We start from the raw sequence: 19,308 nt of genomic DNA on the forward strand, positions 1-19,308 counted from the left end.
CACACCGGGCGCGGCACCGGCGGCGCCGGGTTCTACTTCGACCGCATCCAGGCCAGCAGGGACGAGCGCATGGCTTCTTCGACCGACATGTCGATCGGCGTGGTCCAGCTGCGCGGCACGAACACCGTGTAGCCGCCGATCATGTAACCCATGGGCAGGTACACCGCCACATGGTCCAGCTCCGCCAGGCCGGGGGGCAGGCCGGCCATGTCCTGCCGCGTCACCAGCCCGACGATGGCCATTTCGTTGTCGGGCAGCTTGAGCATCACCACCTGCTGCTGGGCCTCCTTTTTCCCCGGCGAAAAATAGTCGGCGAAGCTCTTGAGCGAGGAATAAATGCTCTTGACCACCGGCAGGTTGGTGAAGGGCAATTCCACCCACGAGAGCAGTCGCGCCGCCGCAGGTTGCGAGATCAGGAAGCCCAGCCCCAGGATCATCCCGGCGCCGATCACGATGCCCAGGCCGGGTAGATAGAAATCGCCTATCAGCGGGCGGATGGCCCACATGGCGATGGACTCGACCCAGGCGATGAAGAGATACAGCACGTAGAGGGTGAGCGCGACCGGCAGAAACGTGATCAGGCCGCGAAAGAAGTACTGGTAGATCGGTTTCATGGGATCAGGGAGGGTTGCGTGGGCGAGGTGTGCGCGCCACGCGGCAGCATATCAGCCGTCCGGCTTGCATGCGGTGACAATGGCCCCACCTGTACACCGTTTGCCCGCTGTCGGGCCTGCTCGTCCGGCGCGCGCGCCGGTTCCGGAACTCCCCTGGGGCCAGGAGGCTCTCTCTCCCATGAACGGACTCTTTGATTTCTTGGGCCGCGTGCTGCGTGGCGTGCTCAAACTGGTGCTGGGTCTGGCCGGCCTTGTGTTCCTGCTCAGCCTGCTGCTGGCCACCCTGGTGGTCGTCATCGGGGTGTCGCTCTGGGCTTTGCTGACGGGGCGCAAACCGGCGCCAGCGGTGGTGTTCAGCCGATTCCGGCAGACCTCGCAGCGCTACCGGCAGGGCGTCTGGCCGGGCGCCGGCGGAAGCGGTACGCAACGACCGATGGGCGACGTGGTGGACGTGCAGGCCACCGAAGTGCCCGAGCCGTCCAGCGGGCAGCGCGAAGAACCGGGGTCGCGCGACGGGCCTGACCGCATGGCGCGCATGGTCAAGCCCTAGCTGTTCGGGCGCCTGGCCAGTGCCGCTTCATACAGCGCGTTGCGTGGCTGACCGCTGATCTCGGCGCACAGGCGCACCGCGGTCTTCAGTGGCAGTTCAGCCATCAGCAGATCCAGTGTGCGCAGGGTGCTGGCGTCGATGCCGTTCGTCTCGTCCTCGTGCGCGGTCTGCGGGTGCACCATGAGCACGAACTCGCCCCGGCGGCGGTGCTCGCCGGCCTGCAGCCAGCCGGCAAACGCCTGCGCGGGCATGCGGGCAATCTCCTCGAACTGTTTGGTCAGTTCACGCCCCACCGTCAGGGGGCGCTCGCCGAGCGTGGCCAGATCCCTGGCAAGCGCCTCGATGCGATGCGGGGCTTCGAGCAGCACGCAGGCGCGCGCATCGGCGCCGATCAGCCCGACCTCGCGCTGGCGCTCCGCTGCCTTGCTGGCGAGGAAGCCCGCGAACACGAAGCGGCCGTCCCAGCCACTGTGACCGGCCACGCTCAGCAGCGCGGTGATGCTGCTGGCACCCGGCACAGGTACGCACCGCAGGCCCGCCTCGGTCACGGCCGCCACCAGGCGAGCCCCCGGATCGCTCACCCCGGGCGTGCCCGCGTCGCTCACGTAGGCCACGCGCTGTCCTTGTTGCAGCCGCAGGACCACCGTCTGCGCGGCTTCGGCTTCGTTGTGTTCGTGCAGCGCCAGCAGGGGTTTGTGAAGGCCATAGCCTTGCAGCAGGGTGGCGGTGTGGCGCGTGTCCTCGCAGGCCACCGTGTCGGCCAGGGACAGCGCCTGCAACGCGCGCAAACCGATGTCGGCCAGGTTGCCGATGGGCGTGGCGACCATGTACAGGGCGCCCTGCGGATAATGCTGGTGCCCCGCCGCGTCGCGCGCGGCGGCCAACAGGGACGGAGAGCTTGCAGACAATGTGGGGTTCCAGAAAACAGGGGGCGCTCGCCAGTACCGGCGCGGCTGCCGATACCACGAAGGCGCGGGGTGACGCGGCGGAGGCACTGGCCCTGGCGCACCTGCGGGGCCATGGCCTGCGCCTGGTGCAGCGCAACTTCAGGACCCCGGGCCGGGGCGGCGGCGAAGTCGATTTGATTATGCGCGAGCCGGATGGAACGCTGGTGTTTGTCGAGGTACGGCAGCGCGCGAGCTCACGCCAGGGCGGTGCCGGTGCCAGCATCACCGGCGTGAAGCAGCGCCGCATCGTGTTTGCGGCACGGCACTTTTTGCTGCACCTGGGCTCGGAACCTCCATGCCGCTTCGACGTGGTGCTGATCGAGGGGGTGGCTGGCACCGACGGGCCGGCACGCCTCGAATGGCTGCGCGCAGCCTTTGACGCACCCGCCGCATTTTGATACATGCCCCACCGCTATGATCGCGCCATGCTCCTGCAACGCATTCAGCAACAGTTCATCGACAGCGCCGACCTGAAGTACCAGTGCGCGCAGTCGCTGGCGCCGCTGGTCGAGGCTGCCGTCGCTGCGGTTCTGGCCAGCGTCACTGGTGGCGGCAAGGTGCTGGCGTGCGGCAACGGCGCATCGGCTGCGGCCGCGCAGCATTTCGCGGCCAGCTTCATGGGGCGCTACGAGCGCGAGCGGCCCGAGCTGGCGGCCCTGTCTCTGGCGTCGGACGCGGCGGTGCTCACCGGTATTGCCAACGATTTTGAAACGCGCTCGGTGTTTGCTCGCCAGGTGCGCGCGCTGGGCCAGGCCGGCGACGTGCTGCTCGCGCTGTCGACCACCGGTAACTCGGCCAACGTGGTGGCCGCCGTCGAGGCCGCGCACGAGCGCGAGATGAGCGTTGTGGCGCTGAGCGGCGCCCGCGGTGGTCGCCTGGCCCAGTTGCTGCGCGACACCGACGTGCACCTGTGCGTGCCGCACGAACTGCCGGCCCGGATTCTGGAAGTGCATCACATGGTGCTGCACTGCATCTGCGACGGTGTGGACGCCCAGTTGCTGGGCCTGCCCGCCGCGTCAACCATCAATGTGGAGAATGCCTCATGAGCCATCTGAAGACCGCAACACTTCACCGCGTTGCCACAGCCACTCTCGCCGTGGCTGCGCTGGGCGCCACGCTGAGTGCCTGCGCACCGCTCATGCTGGGTGGCGCCGCCGTGGGCGCCCTGGTGATCGTGGACCGGCGCACCTCGGGTGCACAGCTCGAGGACCAGGGCATCGAACTGCGCGCCACCAACCGCCTGAAGGACGCGCTGGGCGACGCTCGGGCACGTTATGCCGTCTCCAGCTACAACCGCCGCGTGCTGCTCACCGGCGAGGCCGCCAGTGAGGCCGTCAAGACGCAGGTCACGCAGATCGTCTCTGGTGTCGAGAACGTCAGGGAAGTCATCAATGAGCTCGACGTCACCAGCAGCCCCTCATTCAAGGAGCGGGCCACCGACACCCTGATCACCGGGCGTGTGAAGGCCTCTCTGGTGGATGCCAAGGACCTGCAGGCCAGCGCGTTCAAGGTGGTGACCGAGCGCGGCTCGGTGTACCTGATGGGCCGTGTGACGCAACGCGAAGCCGATCGGGCAACCGACATTGCGCGCAACACGCCGAGTGTGTCGCGCGTGGTGCGCGTGCTGGAGATCATCTCCGAGCAAGAGCTTGCGGGCATGGCCAACAAGCCTGCGCCCGTGAACGACGCGAAATAGCCCGCCGGAGCAGGGAGGCGGCGGCTACTTCAGCCGCTTGATGAGACTGGAGGTGTCGAAACGCTGGCCACCCATGGCCTGCACGTCGGCGTAAAACTGGTCCACCAGGGCGGTCACCGGCAGCCGCGCGCCGTTGCGCCGGGCTTCTTCGAGCACGAGACCGAGGTCCTTGCGCATCCAGTCGACCGCGAAGCCGAAATCGAACTTGTCGGCCACCATGGTCTTGCCGCGGTTGTCGAGTTGCCAGCTCTGCGCGGCCCCCTTGCCGATCACGTCCAGCACCTGGTTCATGTCCAGCCCGGCCTTCTGACCAAAAGCGATCGCCTCGGACAGGCCCTGCACCAGGCCGGCGATGCAGATCTGGTTGACCATCTTGGTGAGCTGGCCGGCACCGGTTTCGCCCATGAGCGTGAAGGCGCGCGAGAAGGCCATGGCCACCGGCTTGACCGCATCGAATGCCGCCGCGTCGCCGCCGCACATCACGGTGAGTGCGCCGTTCTGCGCGCCAGCCTGGCCGCCCGAGACAGGGGCGTCGACGAAGGACAGGCCCAGGGCCTTGGCCGCGCCGAAGAGTTCGCGCGCCACGTCGGCCGACGCGGTGGTGTGGTCCACGAAAACTGCGCCCGACTGCATGCCCGCGAACGCGCCGTCGGTACCCAGCGTGACGGCGCGCAGGTCGTCGTCGTTGCCCACGCAGGCGAACACGATGTCGGCGCCTTGCGCGGCCTCGCGCGGCGTGGTCTTGTGCGCGCCACCGAACGCCGCTGTCCAGGCCACGGCCTTGCCTCCCGAGCGGTTGTAGACCGTGACCGAATGACCGGCGCGCGCGAGGTGCCCCGCCATGGGATACCCCATGACCCCCAGGCCGATGAAGGCGACTTTGCGGGCAGGGGTGGATTCATAGGGGCGTTCGGTGATGGTGGTCATGGGAAGGTCTCTTTCGTCCAGAAATGCCGCGGAACTGGCTCCGCCAGGCCGCAGGCATTGCCCCCTTGAGGGGGTGACGCGCCGAAGGGCGCGGCGCGGGGGTGTTTTTACACGATCGTGAGGTGCTCGGTGCCCGCGGCCAGGTCCAGCGACTTGGCGCGCTGGCTGTTGAGCTTGATCTGCAGTCGCAGGTCGTTGAGCGAGTCGGCGTTGCGCAGGGCGTCTTCGAGCGTGATGAGGTTGGCTTCGAAGGCGTTGAAGAGTGCCTGGTCGAAGGTCTGCATGCCCATCTGCGTGCTCTTCTTCATGATCTCCTTGATCTCGGCAACGTCGCCCTTGAAGATCAGGTCGGAGATCAGCGGCGAGTTCAGCATGATCTCCACCGCAGCGTGCCGGCCCTTGTTGTCCTGCCGCGGCACCAGGCGCTGAGAGACCAGGGCACGCAGGTTCAGCGACAGGTCCATCAGCAACTGCGGGCGGCGCTCTTCGGGGAAGAAGTTGATGATGCGGTCCAGCGCCTGGTTGGCGCTGTTGGCATGCAGCGTGGCCAGGCACAGGTGACCGGTTTCCGAGAACTGGATCGCATGTTCCATGGTTTCGCGGTCCCGGATCTCGCCCATCAGGATCACGTCGGGCGCCTGGCGCAGCGTGTTCTTCAGCGCGGCTTCCCAGCTGTCGGTGTCCAGGCCCACTTCGCGCTGCGTGACCACGCAGTTCTTGTGCGGGTGCACGAACTCCACCGGGTCTTCGATGGTGATGATGTGGCCGTGCGTGTTCTCGTTGCGCCAGTCGACCATGGCGGCCAGCGAGGTGGATTTGCCCGAGCCGGTGGCGCCCACCAGGATGCACAGGCCGCGCTTGGACAGGGCCACGTCCTTGAGGACCTGCGGCAGGCCGAGCTTGTCAATGGTCGGCAGCACGGCGGGAATGGTTCGCAGCACCATGCCAACCTTGCCCTGCTGGATGAAGGCGCTGACGCGAAAGCGCCCGATGGCAGGTGGCGAGATCGCGAAGTTGCACTCCTTGGTGCGCTCGAATTCCGCGGCCTGCTTGTCGTTCATGATGGCGCGCGCCAGCGCCAGCGTGTGCGTGGCGTTCAACGGCTGCGGAGATACCTTGACCACCGCGCCGTCGACCTTGATTGCGGGCGGGAAGTCGGCCGTGATGAACAGGTCGCTGCCGGTACGGCTGAGCATGAGGCGCAGCAGGTCGTTGATGAATTTGGATGCCTGGTCGCGTTCCATGTGTCCTGCCCCTTCTCTTGAAATCAGCCCGGGAAGTTCTCGGGGATCTTGGCCTTGCCACGTGCTTCCGCCGGGCTGATCACGTTGCGCTTGACCAGCTCGGACAGGTTCTGGTCCAGCGTCTGCATGCCCACACTGTTGCCGGTCTGGATGGCCGAGTACATCTGTGCGACCTTGGCCTCGCGGATCAGGTTGCGGATCGCGCTGGTGCCCAGCATGATCTCGTGCGCGGCCACGCGGCCGGAACCGTCCTTGTTCTTGCACAGCGTCTGCGAGATCACAGCCACCAGCGATTCGGACAGCATGGCGCGCACCATGTCTTTTTCCTCGGCGGGGAACACGTCGATGATGCGGTCGATGGTCTTGGCCGCACTCGATGTGTGCAGCGTGCCGAACACCAGGTGACCGGTTTCGGCGGCGGTCATCGCCAGGCGGATGGTTTCCAGGTCGCGCATTTCACCCACCAGGATCGCGTCCGGGTCTTCTCGCAGGGCCGAGCGCAGCGCGTTGGCAAAGCTCAGCGTGTGTGGGCCCACCTCGCGCTGATTGACCAGGCACTTCTTCGACTCGTGCACGAACTCCACCGGGTCTTCCACCGTCAGGATGTGGCCGTACTCGGTCTCGTTGAGGTGGTTGACCATGCCGGCCAGCGTGGTCGACTTGCCCGAACCGGTCGGGCCCGTCACCAGAACCAGGCCGCGGGGGCGCAGTGCGAGGTCACCGAAGATCTTGGGCGCGTTGAGTTGTTCGAGGGTGAGGATTTTGCTGGGAATCGTGCGAAACACCGCACCGGCGCCGCGGTTGTGGTTGAACGCGTTGACGCGAAAACGCGACAGGCCCTCGATCTCGAACGAGAAGTCGCACTCCAGGAACTCCTCGTACTGCTTGCGCTGACTGTCGTTCATGATGTCGTACACCATGCCGTGGACCGACTTGTGGTCCAGCGGTTCGACGTTGATGCGCCGCACGTCGCCATGCACCCGTATCATGGGTGGGAGGCCGGCCGAGAGGTGAAGATCGGATGCTTTGTTCTTGACGCTGAAGGCAAGCAGTTGGGTGATATCCATCCCGGGGTCCCGTGCGGTGTTGAGGTATGACGGCTGATTATGACGACGATTGAAGGCAATCTCCAAGGCTTGAGCGAGCGGATCGCACGGGCGTGCGCGCAGGCCGGACGTGAGGCAGACGAGGTCTCGCTGCTGGCGGTTTCCAAGACCTTCGGGCCCGATGCCGTTCGTCAGGCACACGCCGCCGGCCAGCGCGCGTTCGGTGAAAACTACGTGCAGGAAGGTGTCGAGAAGATCCTGATGCTGCGCGGGTCGACCGAGCCGATCGAATGGCATTGCATCGGGCCGGTGCAGAGCAACAAGACGCGGTTGGTGGCCGAGCACTTCGACTGGGTGCAGTCGGTGGACCGCCTGAAGATCGCCGAACGCCTGAACGAACAGCGCCCCGAGGGCCTGCCTCCGCTGCAGGTGTGCCTGCAGGTCAATGTGGACGGCGGTCTCACCAAATCCGGTGTCGCGCCCAATGCCCTGCCTGCGCTGGCCTCTGCGGTGTCGGCCCTGCCCCGACTGCGGTTGCGCGGTCTGATGTGCATCCCCGAACCGGCCGACGGCTTCGAGGCGCAACGCGTCCTGTTCCTGCAGGCGCGCGCGCTGTTCGACCGGCTCAGGGCCGAGGGTTACGCACTCGACACGCTGTCCATGGGCATGAGCGACGACCTGGAAGCGGCCGTGGCTGCCGGCTCGACCATGGTGCGCGTGGGCCGGGCGGTGTTCGGCAGCCGCCCCGTCAGGGTCACTTCATCGGCTTGACGTTGCCGCAGGAGGCGGCCAGCCACTTGCCCTGGCCGTCCATGGTCATGTTCTGCGGCTTGCCCTGGTGGGTGGTCTTCATCTGCATCTTCATGGTGTAGGCGGTGTCGCCACTGAAGGTGTAGCTGCCCTCGCCGCTGGAAGGCGGGTTCCTGCAGACGAAGCTCATGTTGAGCGCGGTGGCGCTGCGCGAGGTGATGGTGGTTGTGCAGTCGCCCTCGGTCTGCATGGGCATGTCCTGCTTGGCCGCCATCTCGGGCGTGATGCAGACCTTCATCGCCATGGCGCCGCCTGAGCCTGCCTTGGGCATGCTCATGCCCTGCTTTGCCAGCATGTCTTCCATCTGCTTGCGCTGAGCGGGCGGCATGCTGGCCATCTGCTGCTGCATTTGCGCCATGGCCTGGTCCATCTGCGCGTTGCCGCCCATCTTGTTCTGGATCTCCCACAGGCCCGGCCGGGCGGTCTGGGCGTGTGCGGTGGCGCCAAGGGCGAGGGCGCCGAGCAGCAGGATGGTGGTAATGGTTCTGGGCATGTCGGCTCCGATGGTGAGACGCGTCATTGTGGGACGGCGGTTTGCCGTGTCAACGGAAATGGCAATCGGTCACCACACCGCCGCTAGCCCGGTGGCAGCTGCTGGGTGCTCCCAAGGGTATGCGTAGTTCCAATTGACTACATTGTGTGCCGCTGGATGGATGGGTCATCCGGCGACGGGCAACCCGAGGGAGGACATCCAGATGAAACAGGGTTGTGGCTTTGCCGCGTGCTCGCGCATGGGCGCGCTGGGGCTGATCTGCTTGTTGGCGGCATGCGGTGGTGGAGGAAATTCGGCGTCCACGCCTCAAGAGGCAGTCGCTCAGCTCGAGGCCGGCGGCGAGCTGCCGAAGCTTGAACGGGAGTCAACGCTGGGTGGGATCGATGCCAACGCCAACGGTGTTCGCGACGACATCGAAGCGCACATCGAGAGGAAATACACCGAACCTGCGCAGCGCGCGGCAGCGATGCAGACGGCGCGGGCGTTCCAACAGATGCTTCTGGTGGACAAGAGCGATGCTGGGGCGATGGAGCAGTCCGTGGTGTCCACTGCGAGAGCCGTGGATTGCCTTTTCGACACCTTTGCTGGGACGGAAGGCGCTGAGTTGTCTCGACAGTTGGAAGCCATGACCACCAACACCAAGGACCGTCTTCGGGCGTACCTTCAGTTCAACAAGGCGGCCAGTGGCTCCGTGTCTACCTCTTACAAAGGACGTGGCTGTGACTGACGCACTCCTTGCCTGGCGACGCCTTTGCCTGCTCCTGCCATTTGCGATGCCTCTGTCGGCCGTGTCGCAAGAGCAATGTGATCAGAATGGCGTGATGTTCGGATTTTTCAACGGTGTGCAGACCACATTGTCCCAGGCGGGTGAAGCACGACGCAAGCTGGAAGATCTATACGGGCCGAGAACGCCCGCCGGCGAGCCCATCACTTACGAGCTTTTCTACAACGACATCCAGGGCTTCGCCGATTTCGTGGAGACCTTCGATCAACGGCTGCAGGAGCACGGTGGCCTGCTGGCCGGACGGTTCGAACTGTTCTTCTCGGCCACGCGGGGCGAGGGTTCCTGGTGGACGGCGTTGACCTCGGCGATCCCGAGTCTGGTGGGATTTCTCGACGACCTGTTCGATCTGTCGCGCGCCGCGCTGATGCGTGAGCTGACCAGGGGTCTGGGGACGCCGAACATGGGGGAGGTGGCCGCGCGCCATCGAGAGCAGATTGATCTCTGGGCAGGACTGCAGAAGAAGATGCTGTTCCTCGCGCATTCCCAAGGCAACCTCTTCGTGAATCAGGCCCATGCCCACGCGCTGACCCGGGCAGACGCGAACTCGGTGAAGGTGGTGCACGTGGCCCCGGCGTCGCCCATGTTGTCGGGGCCCCATACCCTGGCTGACAAAGACCTTGTCATCAACGCCTTGCGCCTGACTGGCTCCGTGGCCCCCAACACGGACGAGATCCTGCCCTATTTGGACCGTCCGCCCGGTCTCAATGGCTCACGCGACCTGATCGGGCATGGCTTGCTCGAGATCTACCTGAATTCGGCGCTGGCAACGTCTGGAAGCGTCCGGGGCCACGTGCTGGCGGCTTTGCGAGAGCTGGATGCCTTGCCGCGCCAGCCTTGGGGACCGCTTCCCGATTTCGTAAGGGCAACCGAGCCGCATGGTCCGTATCCCTCTGCGGTTTACGCTCCAGTCGTCGCGACCCACAGCCTCGACAGCGTTGTGCAGCATTCCAGCTACCCCCGGACCTGGACCAAGAGCGATGACGGGCGCTGGTATGTGCAACAGAGATCCCTTGAAGAACGGTGGGCTGGAGGCTGGTGGAACGTCGAGTACGTTGGGCAGGGGATGGGTGGTTATGCGCGCTGCACCTGGGGGGCCCATCCCGTGGAAGGCTGGGAAGAGCCCTATGTGGTGCTGGAGGAGTGCGTAGAGGAACGCGTCCCTCGGTTTAGCCACAATGGCCTAATGCAGCCCGATGAGTTGAGCGCCTATGCGGGTGCACCGGGCGGGACGGTGGTGAGATTGAGCACCATGACTTTCTCTCGCTACGGCGATGGCCAGCCTTTGAATGCCCGATTGGTGGAGGCGCGGGGCTCGCCCCATGCCAGCGTTCACTTCCATTCGCGCAGGCTACTGCTCTGGAGCAACACGTACGGCCCGGAAAGTCGTTGGAGCGAGCCCTATCATGAAACCGGCGGCGCCTTGCTGAATGCGCACGACTTTGACGCATGGTGGGCAGCCGAGCACGAGCGCCTGGTCGCTGAGGAGCGTCGCTACTCACGGTACCTTGAAGCACTTCACGAGAATGAGCAAAGACGCCTTCTCTGCGAGGGCAGTGGGTAGTCTTTGCACGGGCGGTGCGCTCACAACGGCAGCCGCGAGCTGTTCTTCACTTCTTCCATCACCGCGTAGGTGCGCGTCTCGCGCACGCCGGGTAACTGCCACAGCACGCTGCCGGCGAAGTCGCGGTACGCGGCCATGTCGGCCATGCGGGTCTTGAGCAGGTAGTCGAAACCGCCGGCGACCATGTGGCACTCCATGATTTCGTCGCGCACCTGCACCGCGGCCTTGAATTCGTTGAACACGTTCGGGGTGGTGCGGTCGAGCAGCACCTCGACGAAGACCAGCATCCCCCGCCCGAGCTTGAGCGGGTCCAGGCGCGCTTCAAAGCCCAGGATGTAGCCGTCGCGCTGCAGGCGCTGGGTGCGCGCCAGCACGGCGGTGGGCGACAGGGCCACCGCCTCGGCGAGCTTGAGGTTGGTGATGCGGCCATCGGCCTGCAGCAGGCGCAGGATCTTGAGATCGACGCGGTCGAGTTCGGCAATGCCAGCTTCCATGTTGAGTAATTATCCTTTATGTGAGGAAAATTTAGATAAAAACTCATCAATTAAGGCGGGATGATGCGCAGATTCACAGCTTCTTTGTCTTTCTGGAGTTCACCATGTCCCGCGCCGCAGACCGCCTGCCCTTCCCCTACCGCCCGGAATCCGGGGTGTTGACCGAGCGCCTGGCCGCGCTCGACGGCGCGCTGGACTGGGCCGCTGCCGCGCGGCAGGCCGCCCCCTGGGTGCGCGCGGTGCGTGAGAACCCGCCGCCCTTCTGGGCGATGGAGAGCCTGCTCAAGGAGTACCCGATCTCCAGCGCCGAGGGTCTGGCCCTGATGCGGCTGGCGGAGGCCCTGCTGCGCGTGCCGGACGCGGAGACCGCCATCGCCCTCACGGCCGACCAGCTGGGGCGGGCGGACTTCGAGGGTGCTGCCGATTCGACGCTGGCGCGTCTGTCGTCGACCGCGATCGCGATGTCCAAGCACTTCCTGCCCGAGGCGGACAGCGAGCCCGGCCTGATGAGCAAGCTCGGTGCCCGGACCGTGGTGGCTGCGACGCTGCGCGCGGTGCAGTTGCTGGGCCGCCAGTTCGTGCTGGGCCAGACGATCGAGGCAGGCCTGAAGGAGGCCGCCGCGGCGCGCAAGCGCCAGCCACAGCTGGGGTTCAGCTTCGACATGCTGGGCGAGGGCGCCCGCACCGAGGAGGACGCGCTGCGTTACCTGGCGAGTTACCAGAATGCCATCTCGGTCATCGCCGCCAGCGCCGACCCCACGCGCCACCCGAGCGGCAACGACGGCATCTCGATCAAGCTCAGTGCGCTGCACCCGCGTTACGAGGACGCGCAGCACGGGCGCGTGATGCGCGAACTCGTGCCGCGCGTGTGGCTGCTGTGCGAAGGTGCTGCGGCGGCCAACCTCAACCTCACCATCGATGCCGAGGAGGTCGACCGGCTCGAGCTCTCGCTGGAGGTGTTCGAGGCCCTGGCCTCGCTGGTGGCGCAGCACTGCCCGCAATGGCAGGGCTTCGGCCTGGCGCTGCAGGCTTATCAGACGCGCGCGGTCGAGCTGATCGGGCACGTGGCCACGCTGGCGCGCCGCCACCGGCTGAAGTTCATGTGCCGCCTGGTCAAGGGCGCGTACTGGGATGCCGAGATCAAGCGCGCGCAGGAGCTGGGCCTGCCAGCCTACCCGGTGTTCACCCGCAAGCCCCACACCGACGTGAGCTACCTGGCTTGCGCGAAGGCGCTGCTTGATGTGCCCGACGCGATCTACCCGCAGTTCGCGACGCACAACGCGGGCACGATCGCCGCCATCCTCCAGATGGCCGGGACACACGCCGCACCGTTCGAGTTGCAGCGCCTGCACGGCATGGGGGAGGGCATCTACCGCGAGGTGCTGAAGAACCCGGCCGTGTCGTGCCGCGTCTACGCCCCCGTGGGCGCCCACCGCGACCTGCTGGCCTACCTGGTGCGCCGCCTGCTGGAGAACGGCGCCAATTCCTCGTTCGTGCACCAGCTGGCCGACGAGTCCGTGGGCATGGACGAGCTGTTGCTGTCGCCGCTGACGCAGTCGGGCACCGAAGCGGCAGATGCGGCCAGCTTGCCTCTGCCCGAGGCGCTGTACGGTCCTGCCCGGCCCAACAGCCTGGGCCTGGACCTGGCCGTGGTGGCGCACCGCGATCCGCTGCTGGCCGCGCACGCCGCGCTGGTGCTGCCCGCTGTGCCCGAAGCCCGTGCGGGGGAGGCCGATGCCGCGATGGCGCGATCCGTGCAGGCTTTTGCGGGATGGAACCACACGCCGGTGGCCGAGCGTGCAGCCGTCCTGCGCCGTGCGGCCGATGCGATGCAGAAGCAACTGCCTCGCCTGTGCGCCATGCTGGTCAAGGAGGCGCACAAAGGCTGGGCAGATGCGATCTCCGAGGTGCGCGAAGCGATCGACTTCCTGCGCTACTACGCCAACGAGGCCGAGCGCGTGATGGCGCCGCATGCCCTGCCGGGTCCCACCGGCGAGAGCAACACCTTGCGACTGGAAGGCCGTGGTGCCTGGGTCTGCATCAGCCCCTGGAACTTTCCGCTGGCCATCTTCACGGGCCAGGTGGCCGCCGCGCTGGTCACGGGCAACACGGTGCTGGCCAAGCCGGCCGAGCAGACGCCGGCCATCGCGCTGGAGGCGGTGCGGCTGCTGCATGCGGCTGGCGTGCCCACCGATGCCCTGCAACTGCTGAATGGCCCGGGCGAGACCGTGGGCGCGGCCCTGGTGGCCCAGCCTGGCGTGGCGGGCGTGGTGTTCACCGGGTCGACCCAGGTCGCCAGGCTCATCCATCGCGCGCTGGCCGCCCAGGACGGTCCCATCGTGCCCCTGATCGCCGAGACGGGTGGCATCAACGCCATGCTGGTCGACAGCACGGCCCTGCCCGAGCAGGTGGCAGATGCCGTGGTGCAGAGCGCGTTCCGCAGTGCGGGGCAGCGCTGCTCGGCACTGCGCCTGCTGTGCGTGCATGAGGCGGTGGCCGATGGCGTGATCGGGATGATCCGGGGTGCGGCGAAGGAGCTGGTCGCGGGCGATCCGGCCGATCTGGCGACGGACCTGGGGCCCGTGATCGATGCCGAGGCGTTCGAGGGCATTTCGCGCCATCTGCAGCGCCTGCACACCCAGGCGTGCCCGCTGCTGGACGCGCCTGACGCTGCTCCCGCCTGGCCGCAACCGATCGCGCCGCAGATGTTCGAGATGGGGTCGATTTCCGAGGTGACGCAGGAAATCTTCGGCCCCGTGCTGCAGGTGGTGCGCTGGAAGGGTGACCCGCTGGCCATCGTCCGGCAGATCAACGCGCTGGGTTACGGGCTGACACTGGGCATCCAGACGCGCATTGACAGCCGCGCGCAGTCACTGGCCAGCGCGGCGCGTGTGGGCAATGTGTACGTGAACCGCAACATGATCGGCGCCGTGGTGGGGGTGCAGCCCTTCGGCGGCGAAGGCCTCAGCGGCACCGGCCCCAAGGCCGGTGGCCCGCACTACCTGCAGCGCTTCTGCGCCGAGCAGACGCTGACCATCAACACCACCGCTGCGGGGGGCAACGTGGCGCTGTTCACCCGCTAGCAAGCGGCCCGATCGGCGAGAGAGGGACGGATTACAGTGGCGCGACGCAATCCGCGCCGACCTCCACCCGTCCGAAACGCACACCATGGCCGACAGCTCCACCGCTACCACCGGATCTCCAGACGCCCAGCGCATCCAGCAATGGCTGGATGAACACCGCATCACCGAAGTGGAATGCATCATCCCGGACATGGCCGGCCAGGCGCGCGGCAAGATCGTGCCGCGCCACAAGTACAACCCGGCCGTGGGCCTGCGCCTGCCCGAGGCGGTGCTGGCCATGACCGTCACCGGCGACTACCCCGAGAAGGATTTCACCTCGGTGGCCGATCCGGACATGCTGTTGCGGCCCGATCCGAACACGCTGCGTCCCGTGCCCTGGGCCAAGGAGCCCACGGCGCAGATCATCCACGACTGCTTTACGTTCGACGGGCGGGCGGTAGACCTGTCGCCGCGCAACGTTTTGCGCCGTGTACTCCGCCTGTATGCGGACGAGGGCTGGAAGCCGGTGGTCGCGCCGGAGATGGAGTTCTACCTGGTGCAGGTCGAAGCCGACGAGGACATTCCGCTCAAACCCCCGGTAGGGCGCACGAAACGCACGGAAGCGGGCATGCAGAGCTTTTCGATGGACGCCATCAACGAGTACGACGACATCTTCGATGTCATGTACGACTGGTGCGAGGCCGAAGGCATCCAGCTCGACACGCTGATCCACGAGATGGGCACGGCGCAGATGGAAATCAACCTCGACCACGGCGACCCGCTGCCGCTGGCCGACCAGGTGTTCCTGTTCAAGCGCACCATCCGCGAAGTGGCGATCCGCCACCAGATGTACGCCACCTTCATGGCCAAGCCCATGCAGGGCCAGCCCGGCAGTGCGATGCACATCCACCAGAGCGTGGTCGGCATCGATGGGGGCGCGAACATCTTCAGCCGTGCGGACGGTGAACCCTCCGAGGCGTTCTTCCACTACATCGGAGGCCTGCAGACCTACCTGCCCGCCGCCACCGCCTTTTTCGCGCCCTATGTGAATTCGTACCGACGCCTCTCGCGCTTCACGTCGGCCCCCATCAACCTGAGCTGGGGCTTTGACAACCGCACCTGCGGTCTGCGCGTGCCGCATTCCGGCCCGCAGGACCGGCGGGTCGAGAACCGCCTGGCAGGCGTGGACGTCAACCCCTACCTGGCGATTGCGGCCAGTCTGGCCTGTGGTTACCTGGGCATGAAGCAGGGCATCAAGCCGGGTGAACCCCTCACGGGCAGCGCCTACGAACAGCCGCACCAGTTGCCCCGGCACCTGGACGACGCCGTGGAAAAACTCATGGCTTGTGCGCCGCTGGTCGATCTGTTCGGCGAGCACTTCATCCAGACCTACAGCGCCATCAAGGAGACCGAATACCGGGAGTACTTCGACGTGATCAGCCCCTGGGAGCGGCGTTTCCTGCTGCTGCACGTCTGAGGGATTCTTCTCCCGTGGCTGCGACGCGAGGCGCGGTCAGGAGAGCACCAGCATGCCCGCGGTGGGGTTCTGCAGCAGGGCGTCGAGCGCTTCGATGGGAAGCGGTTTGGCGAACAGATGGCCCTGGAACTGGTCGCAGCCCTGGTAGGCCAGGAAGTCGCGCTGTTCCTGCGTCTCCACGCCTTCGGCCACGACCTGCAGGCTCAAGCTCTGCGCCAGCGCAATGATGGCGCGCGAAATGGCGGCGTCGTTCGGATCGGTCAGCACATCGGCCACGAAGCCCTTGTCGATCTTGAGCTGGTCCAGCGGCAGGCGCTTGAGCACCGAGAGCGAGGAGTAGCCCACGCCGAAATCGTCCAGCGAGAGCGTCACGCCCAGCGCCTTGAGCATGCCCATCTTGTTGATGGTGATCTCCATGCGGTCGGCCAGCAGGCTCTCGGTGAGCTCGAGCTTGAGCTTGTGCGGCCGGATGCCGGTGCGCTGGATCGCGGCCATCACCATGTCGACGAAATCGGGGTGGCGGAACTGGCGCACGCTCACGTTGACCGCGATGCTCAGGCCCGCGGTCTGTGCCCGGTCGGCCCAGCTCGCGAGCTGTTCGCAGGCGGTCTCCAGCACCCACTGGCCCAGCGGCAGGATCAGGCCGGTGTCTTCGGCCACGGGAATGAAGTCCGCCGGAAAGATCAGACCGCGCTGCGGGTGCTGCCAGCGCACCAGCGCCTCCACCCCGGTGATCACGCCCACGCGGTCCACCTGTGGCTGGTAGTGCACGACGAACTGCTGTTCGGCCAGCGCCACCCGCAGGTCGGAACTGACGGTGGCGTTGGCGCTCACCGTGGCCTGCATGCCCGGATCGAAGAAGCACAGGGTGTTGCGGCCCAGCGATTTGGCCTGGTACATCGCCAGATCGGCCTGCTTGAGCAGTTCGCCCACGTCGCTCTGCTGGCCGTTGAACGAGGTCACACCGATGCTGGGTGTGGCGAAGTGCTGGTGGCCGGTGAGCTGGAACGGTTCGCGCAAGGTGTTCAGCACCTTCTCGGCCAGTGCCGTGGCCTTGAAGGCCGCGGCGTCTGGGTCGGTGCTCAGGTCATCGACCATCACCACGAATTCGTCGCCGCCCAGACGCGCCACCATGTCGGTCTTGCGCACGCTGCGTGTCAGGCGCTGGGCCACTTTCTGCAACAGCTGGTCGCCCATGTGGTGGCCGAGCGTGTCGTTGAGGATTTTGAAGTTGTCCAGGTCGATGAACATCAACGCGCCGTGCTGGCCCGATCGCGCACTCGCTGCCAGGGCCTGTTGCAGTCGATCCAGCAGCAACTGGCGGTTGGGCAGGTCCGTGAGCGCGTCGTAGAACGCCAAGTGGCGGATCATGTCCTCGGCGGTCTTGCGCTGCGTGATGTCGCGACCAACCGCCACCCAGTGTGTGATGTCCTCGGCCGTGGCCTGCACCGAAACCACTTCCAGCTCGACCCAGAACATGGCGCCGTTCTTGCGCCGGACCATGAGTTCGGTGCGGGCCTGCCGCGCCTGTTGCAGGTTGTGCGCCAGCTCGCGCAGCTTGGCGATGGCCGGATCGAGTTCGAGCAGCATGCGCGGCGTCTGCCCCAGCACCTCGGCGCGGCTATAGCCGGTGTGCTGTTCGAAGGCATCGTTCACGAAAACGATGCGCGGCTCCTGGTCGTTGCTGGCACCGGTCTCCGCGATCGCCACGATGTCGTTGAGCCGGGACACACTGGTCTCCAGCAGCATCAGCTGTTCCTGCGAGCGGCGCCGCTCGGTCACGTCCCGGAAATACACCGCAAGGCCTTCGGCAAACGGGTAGGCGCGCACCTCCAGCCATTTGCCAAGTGTGGGAAAGAAGTCTTCCAGCTCGACGCGGCGGTTGGTGTTGAGCGACCTGGTGAGCTGTTCCTTGAGACGCTGCGCCAGGCCCGGGCTGAAGTCCTGCCAGACTTCCAGGCCCAGCAGCTCGGCGGTGGTCTTCTGCAGCAGGCGCTCGCTCTCCTGGTTCAGGTAGGTGAAGCAGCACTGCCGGTCCAGTGTCACGAAAGCCTCGGTGATGCTGGCCAGCGTGGTGGTCAGGCGCATGGCCAGTCGCAGGGTGTCCTGCTGCGCCTGCTTCTGCGCCGAGATGTCCTGGATCGCACCCTGGATGCGCACGATCTCGCCATTGGCGCGCCGCACGGCGGTACCGACGGTGCGCACCCATTTCGGCGGGCCTTCCTCGGACGTGATCTGGATCTCCTCGTCGAAACTTTCCCCATGCTGCGCGCATCGCTCCAGACGTTGGCGGATGCCATTGCGCCACTCGGGGGTGTAGCGCTGCACCATATCCTCGAGGTTGCGGACGTGGTGGTGATCGGCCAGTCCGAGGATGGTGGCGAATTCGTCCGAGTGCACCACCTCGCGGGTGGACAACTGCAGTGACCAGCTGCCGGCGCCAGCAGTATGCTCGGTCAGATTGAGGCGACTCTCGCTCTCGCGCAGCATGGTGGCGTTGTATTGCTCGCTTTGCTCGCAGCGCCGCACCAGTGTCAGTACATCACCGGCGTGCTGTGCCAGCGATAGCAACGCGAACGAGCCAGGTGCGGGTCGCTCGCGCGGTTGTCGGTCCAGCAGCAGCAGGGCCGCGCCCGCCGGTCCCACGCCGACTGGCAGAGGCAACCAGTGGCCGTACTGGAAAGAGGGCGCACCGTCGTGCGCTTCGGGCAACCAGCCTTCCTGCGTGGGTTGTTCCACGCAGCCTGCACATGCGCCGATCACGGCGTCCACATCGGCCGCGGCCAGCCCATGCTGGCCGAGCACCTCGGGCGGTGAGCGCGACGCATCCACCAGCAGGGCCGCTTCCACTGCCTGCAGTCGGGCCGCCATCTCGGCCAGCCGGTCCAGCTCGTCCCGCGAGGGCGGCGCCGGAGACGCACCAGCACGCTCGGAGCCGAGGTCCGCAGCAGTGTGAAGGAGTTTGTCTTGGCCGTGGCGCATGCAGTGGGTGCGGATCGGTTCGTTCGGGGGGTCCAGCATACAGACCCGCTGTCATCAGCCTCACATGGACGAGGCCTAAGCTGGCAAAGGGCGTGTGAACTTCTGCACGCGGTGCGCCGGCAGATTGGGTATTTGTAACAAAAATGTTTGTTTTTGTTGCTTGTGTTCTAACATAGCCCATCGTCGATGCCACGTGCTGCCTGTTCAGGCAGAGCCCCCGCGCCAGCGCATCGCCACCGCCGAACCGAATACACAAAGGGGTTGATTGTGAGCACACTCGCAGAACTCAGGCAGTACAGCGACGTTTCCAGTCTGAAGACAGCGCTGCACCAGTTGTGCAGCGAATTCGGACGTATCACGCGGCTGGACATTCTCACGGCCATGCACGAAGGCACGAAGCAGGCCATCTGCTTCCTGCGGATGGAACGCCCCGAGCAGGAGCAGCAACTCATGAAGAGCCTGGGCGTGGGCCGTTTTGGCGGCGAGGTGGTGTTCGTGCTCAACCTCAACGTACCCGTGACGGCCGAGGACGGCCCTTCGTCGCAGTGGGCCGACTCCGACATCTACTGATGCTTCCTGCGCCGCGCGCCCGGCCCGAGCGGCGGCGCATGCCCCTTTCCC

Annotated in this window: 18 protein-coding genes; 10 read left to right on the forward strand and 8 right to left on the reverse strand. The window is 66.1% G+C overall.

Annotated features, from left to right (window positions below; genetic code table 11):
- Positions 1-32: 32 nt before the first annotated feature.
- Positions 33-614, reverse strand: a complete 582-nt coding sequence (locus K5880_RS21290; RefSeq protein WP_297657318.1) for a DUF502 domain-containing protein — start codon at positions 612-614, stop codon at positions 33-35.
- A 178-nt stretch (positions 615-792) separates the two neighbouring features.
- Between K5880_RS21290 and K5880_RS21295 the strand changes: the two genes are divergently transcribed.
- Positions 793-1,164, forward strand: coding sequence for a hypothetical protein (locus K5880_RS21295; RefSeq protein WP_297657321.1), 372 nt, complete (start codon positions 793-795; stop codon positions 1,162-1,164).
- Here K5880_RS21295 and rsmI read toward each other — a convergent pair.
- Positions 1,161-2,072 (reverse strand): 16S rRNA (cytidine(1402)-2'-O)-methyltransferase, encoded by a 912-nt coding sequence (gene rsmI, locus K5880_RS21300; protein ID WP_297657324.1) that lies wholly within the window; start codon positions 2,070-2,072, stop codon positions 1,161-1,163. The genes K5880_RS21295 and rsmI overlap by 4 nt on opposite strands.
- Between rsmI and K5880_RS21305 the strand changes: the two genes are divergently transcribed.
- Genes K5880_RS21305 through K5880_RS21315 form a run of 3 tightly spaced genes read left to right on the forward strand, consistent with a single transcriptional unit; the run spans position 2,072 to position 3,807 of the window.
- On the forward strand, positions 2,072-2,509 hold the full coding sequence (locus K5880_RS21305; protein WP_297657327.1) for a YraN family protein: 438 nt from the start codon (positions 2,072-2,074) through the stop codon (positions 2,507-2,509). The genes rsmI and K5880_RS21305 overlap by 1 nt on opposite strands.
- A 27-nt stretch (positions 2,510-2,536) precedes the next feature.
- Positions 2,537-3,157, forward strand: coding sequence for an SIS domain-containing protein (locus tag K5880_RS21310; protein ID WP_297657330.1), 621 nt, complete (start codon positions 2,537-2,539; stop codon positions 3,155-3,157).
- Positions 3,154-3,807, forward strand: a complete 654-nt coding sequence (locus K5880_RS21315) for a BON domain-containing protein (RefSeq protein WP_297657333.1) — start codon at positions 3,154-3,156, stop codon at positions 3,805-3,807. The genes K5880_RS21310 and K5880_RS21315 overlap by 4 nt, the downstream gene beginning before the upstream one ends.
- A gap of 24 nt (positions 3,808-3,831) precedes the next feature.
- Here the strand turns inward: K5880_RS21315 and K5880_RS21320 are convergent, their stop codons facing one another.
- From K5880_RS21320 to K5880_RS21330, 3 genes are all read right to left on the reverse strand, one after another.
- Positions 3,832-4,734, reverse strand: coding sequence for an NAD(P)-dependent oxidoreductase (locus tag K5880_RS21320; RefSeq protein ID WP_297657336.1), 903 nt, complete (start codon positions 4,732-4,734; stop codon positions 3,832-3,834).
- Between the two features lie 107 nt (positions 4,735-4,841).
- Entirely contained in the window at positions 4,842-5,978 is a 1,137-nt protein-coding gene (locus K5880_RS21325; protein ID WP_297657338.1) for a PilT/PilU family type 4a pilus ATPase, read from the reverse strand.
- 23 nt (positions 5,979-6,001) lie between these two features.
- Positions 6,002-7,045 carry a type IV pilus twitching motility protein PilT gene (locus K5880_RS21330; RefSeq protein ID WP_297657341.1) on the reverse strand — a complete coding sequence of 348 codons (1,044 nt, stop codon included), beginning with the start codon at positions 7,043-7,045 and terminating at the stop codon, positions 6,002-6,004.
- Between the two features lie 39 nt (positions 7,046-7,084).
- Here K5880_RS21330 and K5880_RS21335 point away from each other — a divergent pair, with 39 nt between their 5' ends.
- Positions 7,085-7,795: a YggS family pyridoxal phosphate-dependent enzyme gene (locus tag K5880_RS21335; RefSeq protein WP_297657343.1), complete on the forward strand. Its 711-nt coding sequence runs from the start codon at positions 7,085-7,087 to the stop codon at positions 7,793-7,795.
- Here K5880_RS21335 and K5880_RS21340 read toward each other — a convergent pair.
- Complete coding sequence (locus tag K5880_RS21340) at positions 7,779-8,327, reverse strand: DUF3617 domain-containing protein (RefSeq protein ID WP_297657346.1); 549 nt, start codon at positions 8,325-8,327, stop codon at positions 7,779-7,781. The two genes, K5880_RS21335 and K5880_RS21340, sit on opposite strands and share 17 nt — an antisense overlap.
- A 202-nt stretch (positions 8,328-8,529) precedes the next feature.
- On the opposite strand from K5880_RS21340, the gene K5880_RS21345 reads away from it, so the two are divergent.
- Positions 8,530-9,054 (forward strand): hypothetical protein, encoded by a 525-nt coding sequence (locus K5880_RS21345; protein WP_297657349.1) that lies wholly within the window; start codon positions 8,530-8,532, stop codon positions 9,052-9,054.
- On the forward strand, positions 9,047-10,672 hold the full coding sequence (locus tag K5880_RS21350) for a hypothetical protein (RefSeq protein ID WP_297657351.1): 1,626 nt from the start codon (positions 9,047-9,049) through the stop codon (positions 10,670-10,672). Before K5880_RS21345 ends, K5880_RS21350 begins: the two co-directional genes overlap by 8 nt.
- A 20-nt stretch (positions 10,673-10,692) precedes the next feature.
- On the opposite strand, the gene K5880_RS21355 is transcribed toward K5880_RS21350, so the two are convergent.
- Positions 10,693-11,166 (reverse strand): Lrp/AsnC ligand binding domain-containing protein, encoded by a 474-nt coding sequence (locus K5880_RS21355; protein WP_297657353.1) that lies wholly within the window; start codon positions 11,164-11,166, stop codon positions 10,693-10,695.
- Positions 11,167-11,270: 104 nt separating this feature from the next.
- Here K5880_RS21355 and K5880_RS21360 point away from each other — a divergent pair, with 104 nt between their 5' ends.
- Both K5880_RS21360 and K5880_RS21365 read left to right on the forward strand, forming a co-directional pair.
- Entirely contained in the window at positions 11,271-14,249 is a 2,979-nt protein-coding gene (locus tag K5880_RS21360) for an L-glutamate gamma-semialdehyde dehydrogenase (RefSeq protein WP_297657355.1), read from the forward strand.
- Between the two features lie 85 nt (positions 14,250-14,334).
- Entirely contained in the window at positions 14,335-15,705 is a 1,371-nt protein-coding gene (locus K5880_RS21365) for a glutamine synthetase family protein (protein WP_297657357.1), read from the forward strand.
- Between the two features lie 36 nt (positions 15,706-15,741).
- Here K5880_RS21365 and K5880_RS21370 read toward each other — a convergent pair whose 3' ends face one another.
- On the reverse strand, positions 15,742-18,687 hold the full coding sequence (locus K5880_RS21370; RefSeq protein WP_297657359.1) for a bifunctional diguanylate cyclase/phosphodiesterase: 2,946 nt from the start codon (positions 18,685-18,687) through the stop codon (positions 15,742-15,744).
- 267 nt (positions 18,688-18,954) lie between these two features.
- Here K5880_RS21370 and K5880_RS21375 point away from each other — a divergent pair, with 267 nt between their 5' ends.
- Positions 18,955-19,257 (forward strand): RNA-binding protein, encoded by a 303-nt coding sequence (locus K5880_RS21375; protein ID WP_297657361.1) that lies wholly within the window; start codon positions 18,955-18,957, stop codon positions 19,255-19,257.
- Positions 19,258-19,308: the final 51 nt, after the last annotated feature.

The sequence above is a fragment of the Hydrogenophaga sp. genome (assembly GCF_025699295.1).
Classification (GTDB): Bacteria; Pseudomonadota; Gammaproteobacteria; order Burkholderiales; family Burkholderiaceae_C; genus Hydrogenophaga.

Bases quoted from the DNA above. Each gene is read 5' to 3' on its own strand.
- K5880_RS21290 (WP_297657318.1), bottom strand. From the start codon at position 614: ATGAAACCGATCTACCAGTACTTCTTTCGCGGCCTGATCACGTTTCTG.
- K5880_RS21295 (WP_297657321.1), top strand. From the start codon at position 793: ATGAACGGACTCTTTGATTTCTTGGGCCGCGTGCTGCGTGGCGTGCTC.
- K5880_RS21305 (WP_297657327.1), top strand. From the start codon at position 2,072: ATGTGGGGTTCCAGAAAACAGGGGGCGCTCGCCAGTACCGGCGCGGCT.
- K5880_RS21310 (WP_297657330.1), top strand. From the start codon at position 2,537: ATGCTCCTGCAACGCATTCAGCAACAGTTCATCGACAGCGCCGACCTG.
- K5880_RS21315 (WP_297657333.1), top strand. From the start codon at position 3,154: ATGAGCCATCTGAAGACCGCAACACTTCACCGCGTTGCCACAGCCACT.
- K5880_RS21320 (WP_297657336.1), bottom strand. From the start codon at position 4,734: ATGACCACCATCACCGAACGCCCCTATGAATCCACCCCTGCCCGCAAA.
- K5880_RS21325 (WP_297657338.1), bottom strand. From the start codon at position 5,978: ATGGAACGCGACCAGGCATCCAAATTCATCAACGACCTGCTGCGCCTC.
- K5880_RS21330 (WP_297657341.1), bottom strand. From the start codon at position 7,045: ATGGATATCACCCAACTGCTTGCCTTCAGCGTCAAGAACAAAGCATCC.
- K5880_RS21335 (WP_297657343.1), top strand. From the start codon at position 7,085: ATGACGACGATTGAAGGCAATCTCCAAGGCTTGAGCGAGCGGATCGCA.
- K5880_RS21340 (WP_297657346.1), bottom strand. From the start codon at position 8,327: ATGCCCAGAACCATTACCACCATCCTGCTGCTCGGCGCCCTCGCCCTT.
- K5880_RS21345 (WP_297657349.1), top strand. From the start codon at position 8,530: ATGAAACAGGGTTGTGGCTTTGCCGCGTGCTCGCGCATGGGCGCGCTG.
- K5880_RS21355 (WP_297657353.1), bottom strand. From the start codon at position 11,166: ATGGAAGCTGGCATTGCCGAACTCGACCGCGTCGATCTCAAGATCCTG.
- K5880_RS21360 (WP_297657355.1), top strand. From the start codon at position 11,271: ATGTCCCGCGCCGCAGACCGCCTGCCCTTCCCCTACCGCCCGGAATCC.
- K5880_RS21365 (WP_297657357.1), top strand. From the start codon at position 14,335: ATGGCCGACAGCTCCACCGCTACCACCGGATCTCCAGACGCCCAGCGC.
- K5880_RS21370 (WP_297657359.1), bottom strand. From the start codon at position 18,687: ATGCGCCACGGCCAAGACAAACTCCTTCACACTGCTGCGGACCTCGGC.